The sequence below is a fragment of the Methylobacterium sp. AC690 genome (genome assembly GCF_979256535.1).
The window spans coordinates 1-839 of record NZ_CEEDOX010000053.1; the positions used below are offsets into that span (position 1 = coordinate 1).

Genomic DNA, 839 nt, shown 5'->3' on the forward strand with positions numbered 1-839 from the left:
TGCAGCAGGATCGGGCCCTGCTCGCTGTCGCGCACGTTCTTGAGCACGGGCAGCAGGTGGTCGAGGTTGTGCCCGTCGACGGGCCCGACATAGTGGAAGCCCATCTCCTCGAACATCGTGCCCGAGCCCACCACCAGGGAGCGGGCGTATTCCTCGGCCGCGGCCGCGCGCTGGTAGAGGCCCTTGGGCAGGAGCCGGCCCAGCTGCTTGGCGGTCTCGCGCAGGGACTGGTAGGTGCCCCCCGAGGCCAGGCGCGCGAAGTAGGCCGACATGGCGCCCACGGGCGGCGCGATCGACATGTCGTTGTCGTTGAGGATGACGATGAGGCGCGAGTGCAGGGCGCCGGCATTGTTCATGGCTTCGTACGCCATGCCGGCCGACATCGAGCCGTCGCCGATCACCGCCACCATGTTGCGCCGCTTCGGCACCGCTGCGCCCTGGGCCTTGGCCGTCGCCTCGTCGAGGTCGCGCGCCACGGCCATGCCCAGCGCGGCCGAGATCGAGGTGGAGGAATGGGCCGCCCCGAAGGGATCGTAGACGCTCTCGGCCCGCTTGGTGAAGCCCGACAGGCCGCCGGGCTGGCGCAGGGTCCGGATGCGGTCGCGCCGGCCGGTGAGGATCTTGTGCGGGTAGGCCTGGTGGCCGACGTCCCAGACGATGCGGTCGTCGGGGGTGTCGAACACGTGGTGCAGCGCCACCGTCAGCTCGACCACCCCCAGCCCCGAGCCGAGATGCCCGCCCGTGACCGAGACCGCGTCGATCATCTCGGTGCGCACCGCATCCGCCACCGCCTGCAGCGCGCTCTCCGGCAACAGACGCAGCGCCGAAGGCTCCGCCAG

General features: G+C 71.2%; 1 protein-coding gene. It reads right to left on the reverse strand.

The features are described 5' to 3' along the window. On the reverse strand, positions 1-839 hold an 839-nt coding region (locus AC0IY1_RS25290; RefSeq protein WP_471773324.1), incomplete at both ends, for a 1-deoxy-D-xylulose-5-phosphate synthase N-terminal domain-containing protein.